The 7,516-nt window shown below is 37.4% G+C and carries 8 protein-coding genes; 1 reads left to right on the top strand and 7 read right to left on the bottom strand.

Going from position 1 to position 7,516, the window contains the following annotated elements; translation table 11 throughout:
* Nucleotides 1-44: 44 nt before the first annotated feature.
* The 7 genes from JOC31_RS01225 to JOC31_RS01255 form a co-directional block, all read right to left on the bottom strand.
* Nucleotides 45-1,205 (bottom strand): DnaD domain-containing protein, encoded by a 1,161-nt coding sequence (locus tag JOC31_RS01225; RefSeq protein ID WP_205016404.1) that lies wholly within the window; start codon nt 1,203-1,205, stop codon nt 45-47.
* On the bottom strand, nt 1,192-1,683 hold the full coding sequence (gene nrdR / locus JOC31_RS01230) for a transcriptional regulator NrdR (protein ID WP_205016405.1): 492 nt from the start codon (nt 1,681-1,683) through the stop codon (nt 1,192-1,194). The genes JOC31_RS01225 and nrdR overlap by 14 nt, the downstream gene beginning before the upstream one ends.
* Nucleotides 1,684-1,874: 191 nt before the next feature.
* Nucleotides 1,875-3,347: a HAMP domain-containing sensor histidine kinase gene (locus JOC31_RS01235; RefSeq protein WP_205016406.1), complete on the bottom strand. Its 1,473-nt coding sequence runs from the start codon at nt 3,345-3,347 to the stop codon at nt 1,875-1,877.
* Nucleotides 3,348-3,397: 50 nt separating this feature from the next.
* On the bottom strand, nt 3,398-4,090 hold the full coding sequence (locus JOC31_RS01240) for a response regulator transcription factor (protein WP_205010506.1): 693 nt from the start codon (nt 4,088-4,090) through the stop codon (nt 3,398-3,400).
* Nucleotides 4,091-4,291: 201 nt separating this feature from the next.
* Nucleotides 4,292-4,825 carry a YceD family protein gene (locus JOC31_RS01245; protein WP_205016407.1) on the bottom strand — a complete coding sequence of 178 codons (534 nt, stop codon included), beginning with the start codon at nt 4,823-4,825 and terminating at the stop codon, nt 4,292-4,294.
* Nucleotides 4,826-5,019: 194 nt separating this feature from the next.
* Nucleotides 5,020-5,913: a zinc metalloprotease HtpX gene (gene htpX / locus JOC31_RS01250; RefSeq protein WP_205016408.1), complete on the bottom strand. Its 894-nt coding sequence runs from the start codon at nt 5,911-5,913 to the stop codon at nt 5,020-5,022.
* An 11-nt stretch (nt 5,914-5,924) separates the two neighbouring features.
* Complete coding sequence (locus JOC31_RS01255; protein ID WP_205016409.1) at nt 5,925-6,479, bottom strand: LemA family protein; 555 nt, start codon at nt 6,477-6,479, stop codon at nt 5,925-5,927.
* A 193-nt stretch (nt 6,480-6,672) separates the two neighbouring features.
* Between JOC31_RS01255 and rsmG the strand changes: the two genes are divergently transcribed.
* Complete coding sequence (gene rsmG, locus JOC31_RS01260) at nt 6,673-7,386, top strand: 16S rRNA (guanine(527)-N(7))-methyltransferase RsmG (protein WP_205016410.1); 714 nt, start codon at nt 6,673-6,675, stop codon at nt 7,384-7,386.
* Nucleotides 7,387-7,516 lie beyond the last annotated feature (130 nt).

A 7,516-nucleotide genomic window follows, 5' to 3' on the forward strand; every position in this document is an offset into this window, starting at 1 on the left:
CAGTAAATCTAACAACTCATTCAAGCAAAGTAAGGCTAAAAAAGCTATTCTTTTCTCAACTTTTTCAACATAGCTTGTTTCATCTGATCAAGTTTTTCTTGCTCTTCTTGACTCGTTTCATTTTTGTAATCAGGGTTACTCCAACTAGGAATATTGCTGACTTTTGTGCTCTGACTCGCTCTGCTTTCTTTCTTGCGATCATTAAAATCACGCATCTTCAAAACAGCATCTTCCGCACTAGCAACTTTTCGATAAGAAAAATCATTTGCAATTTTCATCAGATAGCGCTTATTAAGATTAGCAGACTTCGTTTTAGACATGGTATAAAGCACCATAATGTTGATAACTTCATCAAGGAAAGACATCTTAGCTAAATCATCTAATAACTGACGTTCATCAGCTGTAATAGTCGCTTGTCGTGCTTTTTTGATTTTAGCTAAAAAGACAGCTGCCTTATCCGCCTTAGCTTCACGGATAATCACTTCTTCTTGGGCATTAAAAGCAGATGTCTGCGTCGTTTTGGAAACGTTTTGTTCTCTTTTGGAACGCATCCTAGCCAAAGAAATTTTAAAATTAACAGCTGTATCACGCGCCAACAGATAGGTATCATACCAGGTAAGACCATAGGTCTCTGAAAAATTATTGAGAGCAATAACATCCCTTGACTCATTGTCAAACGACAGACCATCTCTAACCATTAACTTCTTAAATGATTCCAAGTCAAAATTCGTCTTGCTCTTAATCGCTTGAAGTGACACGGTACCTGATGCTTCAAAAACCTCTGAAAATTTCTTAGATAGGTTTTGAAGGTTTTCTGGCAAGTAACTTTTCAGTTCCTCCAAGGCCAGATGTCCAATTTTTTGTTCAAGTAAACCTGTATAGACAGCATTTTGTAAGAAATTAGTTCCAGATAAAGGAGCAACTAACTCAATGACATAATTCTGCTGTTGCTGATAAAAGCGAACCAAGTCCATACCTGTCAGAATAGCCAAGGCTTCTTCAAAACGCGGCATACTAAACAAGGTGTGGTTTAGTACTTCTGCAAACTGGTGCTTTTGGACACCATTATCCCAAAAACTAACCAAATACTGGTAAACCACCAAGGCATCAGTGCCAATGATAGGATAGTAATAACGCATCAAGTCCCTAGCATCTGTACTTACCACATTGCTCTTGAGGAAGGAAAAAGTATCAATCGGTCTCATCTAAACTGCTCTTCTTTTTACTACGAACACGTTTGGTAATCTGTTGCAAAAGTTCTTCAATCTCATCAACATCTTTGAAGCTCTTATAGACAGAAGCAAAACGAACATAGGTAATCTCATCTAAATCAGCTAATTCATCCATGACAAGATTACCAATAGCAGTGCTAGGTACTTCATTCTCATACTCTGAACGAATCGTCTGCTCGATACGAGAAATCGATTTTTCGATATCATCGCTTGATACCGGTCTCTTCTGAGCACTTTGGATAATCCCGTGTTGAATTTTATCACGTGAGAACTGTTCACGCGTGCCATCTTTTTTAACGACTAAAAGAGGTAATTCTTCCACACGCTCAAAAGTTGTAAAGCGATGATGACAGTGATCACACTCACGGCGTCTTCGAATGGTAGTCCCCTCTTCTGCTTGACGACTATCAATAACACTTGATTTTGTAAACGCACACTTTGGACAACGCATGAAAACACCCCAATTCTACCATTCTAATGTAATATCTTATTTTATCATATTATAGCCAAGAACGAAAGCAATACATCAAAAACTTGTTCTCTATACCAGTCATAAGCCCTATAACACAATCCCAGCATACCTAAAAATAGAGAAGGGTCTTATCTAAGCCTTCTCTATTTTGTATATCACTTCTGGTACTCTTAGGCATCGAATGTATCAACCACCTTTGGAATAGTCAGAGTAAAATTAGAGCCCTGCTCAACCTTACTCGTCACATCCAAACGACAACCATAGGCTTGCGTAATTTGCTGGAGGATAGACAATCCAATTCCTAAACCAGATTTTGTGCTAGTGCGATTTCTTGACTTATCTGTCCGGTAAAAACGCTCAAAAATGTGTTGGAGATCTTCTTCAGCAATCCCCTCACCCTTATCTTTAACACTAAGACAATAAAACTCTTCTTGCTCCTGCAATTCAACCGTGATCTCTTTACGAATAGGTGAGTATTTGACAGCATTGTCTACAATGATTGTTAAGGCTTGTTCAAGATGAGGAGTATAGATTTTAGCCGGTGTGTAACCTGCATTAGCCGAAGATTCAAACTTGAAGGCAAAGTCTCCATGGAGAACTTTAAAGTTACCCAAAACCTTTTGGACCGACTCTCTAATATCCGAAGTCTCGTGTTGGTGACTCTCAAAACTGCCTTGAATCCGAATCATATCCAACATCTCACTAATCATGATATTCATACGATTAGCTTCATAGCTCGATGCTTCCAAACTTTCATCTAAGATCTCAGGGTCATTTTTCCCCCATCGTTGCAATAAATCTAAGTGACCCTTAATCACAGCAATAGGAGTACGTAGTTCATGACTGACATCGCTGACGAATTGATTCTGCAACTTACTTTGTCGTTCCAACTTGTCAAGCATGTCATTGAAAATTAAAGATAACTCTTCAATCTCATCCCCACTCTCAACTTGGGCACGAACATTCAATTCCATCGGATTTTCCGCAATAACCGTCATAGCTTCGTGGAGATCCTGCATGGGATTTAAGAAACGTTTCATCGTTCGAGTTGTGACGATAAAAACCAAGAAAATAGTCACAATAACCAAGATGATCAAGACATAAAATAATCTATCTTTTATCGTGTAATAAAATTCAAGGTTATGAAAAATTTGAATATACCCTATCCTTTTTTTACCCGAAGCATCTTTGAGGCTTAAACTGTAAAAATACCCTCTCTTACCTTGATTTTCAGCAATTGTTACAACCCCTGTATTCGGAGCTATCTTATCATGAGATTCACCCTTCTCATTAATTTTAGTTGCTGTCGTAAAAACAAGGTGGTTACTATTATCATAGATATAAATAATCTGATTTGAATAAAGTAAACTAGAGATCGCAATTCGACTACCAGAAATATTTTTCTCATATAAGAGATTATCTGTAACTGTAGCTGTTACACTCTCTGGAGCATACAGATATTGTAAGATACTTTCTGCAGTGACTTCACTATCTAGACCTTTAAAGCGTTTACTAACGTTGTTAATCGTAGACGTTACAGCACTTCTCTCATGATCTAAAAGTAGAAAATTAGCAGAAACCAGTACAATGATTGAAAAGAGCATCAATATTAGAAAAAAAAGCCCTGATGTTACGAGGGTCATTTTTTTCCTAATAGGCATTTTAAAAAAGGAATTTTTGCCTATTGATTTAATCATGATTCACGGATAACATAACCCATACCACGAACAGTTTGGATATAGGACTCTCTGCCAGAAATATCGATTTTACCGCGAAGGTAACGAATATAAACATCAACAACATTCGTTTCAACGGCTTCATCGTATTTCCAAACTTGTGCTAAGAGTTCTTCACGTGTCATCACACGGTTCATATTATTCATCAAAGTACTCAACAAATCATACTCACGTTTTGTCAATGGAATCAAGGTATCTCCACGAAGAACTGAACGATTTTGAGCATCTAATTTCAAATCACGGTAAGTGACATCACCTTTAGTTGAGGTCACTTTATTTTCAAAAATGTCTTGACGACGGAAGACTGAACGAACACGTGCCAATAGTTCTTCAATCGCAAATGGCTTGATAATATAACCATCCGCACCACGGTCAAGCCCAGCAACGATATCCATAACAGAATCACGTGCTGTCATCATAATAATATGCGTTGTTTTTTCTTGTTGCAAGCGACGTGTCACTTCGAACCCGTCCATCTCTGGCAACATCAAATCCAAGAGAATCAAATCAAAGTCTTTCTCAAGTGCTGTTTCAAGACCTGATCTACCGTTGTGTTCAACAGTCACTTCATAACCTTCATGTTGAAGTTCCAATGAGACAAAACGAGCCAGATTCTTCTCATCTTCAATAATAAGAATACGTTTTGACATAACTACCACCATAATAATCTTAGGGATTATTTTTCTATTTTTGTTTTGTAATTGCGCTAGAAATCCTATAGAAACTCTTCTAAAACCCTTTTCTTCTATATTTATTTCTCAACAAACATTACTTACTCTTAAAATTATACTATTTTTAATTTGCATAATCAAATTAAAAGGCTTAGAATTGTCTACTAAAAATCATCTTTTTTAATCTTCAAAAAGACCATTCAAGGCTGAAAATGGATTATTTTCAGCTTTTTTCTCTTCCTGCAAAGCTTGGTACTGTTCTTCAGTCATAACAGACCATGAATTACCTGATGGTAATTCTTCATTTTGCAACTCTTCTTCTGTTAAAATTCTTAAAGGAATCGCTAATAAAATATTATCAACAATACTCTCTACCAGATTTATAGTATCTCCTTCAAGCACCAAGACCAAATCATCATCAATTAAATCTTTTTTAGCGATAGCATCTTTTTCTTCGATAAAAACTTCGCTAATGAAAAGCTGATGTTGATATGAGACAGGTTCCATTGAACGGCTTGACGGTAAAACTAAATGATAGCTTAAATCGTAATTCAACAGATAGAGCCCTGAATCAAAGGAAATATTTCCAACAACTTTTACAGGATCAACATCGATGATATCGTCACTCCTTGCCATAAGGTGCTCTTTGATATCAATTACTTGTTCAAAGGAAATACCACCCTCATGCTTTTTAATGTCTAACAAATGAAACAAAAAAACTTACCTCTCCTAAATATTTTAACCTTTGAGTAATACTTATCAATGCTTATACATCAATCTACCCTACTGTATCTAGCTTTAAAAACAACCAGCTAGCTTCTTCTAACTGGTTCCAACTATTATTTTTAGTTAATATTTTATTAAAAATAATCAGATAAACTAATTATAGCAAAAAGTGCACCTACTGTCTACATTTCTTTCAATCTTGCAATACGTTCTGAGATAGGAGGATGCGTATAAAATAGTGACTTGAAGCCTTCTTTCTTAACAGGATCATTAATGTAAAGTGCCGCACTTGCCTCATCGACAGGATGAGCCATAGGAGCTGAACGATCCAGTTTTTGAAGAGCATTTATCATCCCTTGAGGATTTCTGGTTAATTCAACTGAGCTAGCATCTGCTAGATATTCTCTCTGGCGTGAAATAGCTAATTGAACCAGACTCGCTGCAAGAGGTGCCAAGATGACTGCCAAAATAGAAAAGAGCAACATCAATGCTCCTAAGGCATCATCTCTCTCATCATTTGAACGTCTACGGCCACCACCAAACCACATCATACGGCCACCAATACTAGATAAAAGCGTCACAGCTGAAGCTAAAGCCACCGCAATGGTTGAAATACGAATATCGTAGTTTCTGATATGGCTCACCTCATGACCAATAACACCTTCTAACTCTTCACGATTCATAACTCTTAGTAGACCTGTCGTTGCGGCAACTGCGGCATTTTCTGGGCTAGACCCAGTCGCAAAGGCATTGAGGCTCTCATCTTCAACGATAAAAACACGTGGCATTGGAATCTGAGCCACCATAGCCATATCCTCTACAATATGGTATAACTGCGGAGCTTCGTCGGCTGTTACCTCACGAGCATTGTTCATTCCCATAACCACATTGGTTGATTGAAAAATCATTGAAAAGGCGTAGATAGCACCTATAATAAGAGCTATCGCAATCCCAAAAGCCATACTCCTTAAAAAGAGATAACCAACAGCTGCACCAATGAGGGATAATAAAATGAAAAAAAGAAAGATTAAAATGACAGTTCGTCGCTTATTACTCGCAATCTGTTGATAGAGCATAGGCTACCTCATTAAAAATCAAAAGAAACCTTTGGCACTTCTTTTTCTTCTGCTGGTGTTTCTAAGAACTCACTCGCTTTAAAACCAAAGATTTTTGCTACAATGTTACTTGGGAAAGTTTCCAATTTGACATTATAGTTTGATGTTGTGCTATTGTATAATTGACGTGAGTAGGAAATTTTATTTTCAGTATTTGTCAACTCATCCTGTAATTTGATAAAGCTAGCATTAGCTTTCAAGTCTGGGTAATTTTCTGCTACGGCAAAAATACCTGAGATTTGTTTGGTTAGTGCTTCTGAAGCTTGCATCGCTTGAGTTGGTGTCTGAGCTTTAGCCACTTGTGCTCGGAGCTCTGCAATTTTTTCAAATGTTTTTTCTTCGTATGAAGCGTAACCTCGCACTGTCTCAATCAAGTTAGGCAACAAATCATTACGACGTTTCAACTGCACATCGATTTGACTCCAAGATTCCTTGGTCTGCATACGACTCTTAACAAGACCGTTATAGCTAAGAATCAGCCAAATCACTAAAACAGCAATAATCGCAATAGTAATAATGATAGTCATGAAGTAACCTCTTTTCCAAATAATTTCTTCTATTATAACAATTTTTAGGTAGATTGAAAAAGAAAAGCCTAGTTTGTGATAAAATGGAAATAGTGCGCGAAACATACTCAATCTCCCATTGGCTTTCTTGTCTTAGCCACTGCACATCAAGTCTAATCGCTTTAAATAATACACCAGAAAGGATTTTATCCGTATGACTCCTCAAGATTTTTATGACCAATTAACCCAGGATGGGTTTCCTTTAACCGACAAACAAAAAGAACAATTTCAACGCTATTTTCATCTTTTAGTAGAGTGGAATGAAAAAATCAATCTGACAGCCATTACAGAAGAATCTGACGTTTATCTCAAACATTTTTACGATTCTATCGCACCTATTTTGCAAGGCTACATCAGCAACCAACCACTCAAACTCTTAGATATTGGAGCTGGTGCTGGTTTTCCCAGCTTACCTATGAAAATCCTATTTCCGGAGCTCGATGTAACCATTATTGATTCTCTGAACAAACGCATTAACTTTCTCAATCTGTTAGCTGATGAACTGGATCTAAGTGGTGTTCATTTTTTCCATGGTCGAGCTGAGGATTTTGGGCAGGATAAAGCCTTTCGAGCTAGTTTTGATATTGTTACTGCTCGTGCTGTCGCTCGCATGCAGGTTCTTTCAGAATTGACCATCCCATTTTTGAAGGTTAATGGACGCCTTATCGCTCTTAAAGCTGCTGCCGCAGACCAGGAACTAGCCGATGCTAAAAAGGCTCTAGCCACTCTCTTTGCTGTCCCTCTGGAAAATCATAACTACCAACTCCCTAACGGTGACGGACGCAATATCACCATTGTTGAAAAGAAAAAAGAAACACCTAATAAGTATCCTCGCAAGGCAGGAATGCCATCTAAAAAACCCCTTTAAGAACAAAAGCAGTCTTGGATTAGTGAACTGCACCCCAAAAGTTAGACACAAAATCTAACGAATGGGGTGTTTTTTGATGAAATTAACGTATGAAGATAAATTAACAATATACGAGCTTAGAAAAACAGGT

The organism is Streptococcus saliviloxodontae, assembly GCF_016908655.1.
Lineage (GTDB): Bacteria > Bacillota > Bacilli > Lactobacillales > Streptococcaceae > Streptococcus > Streptococcus saliviloxodontae.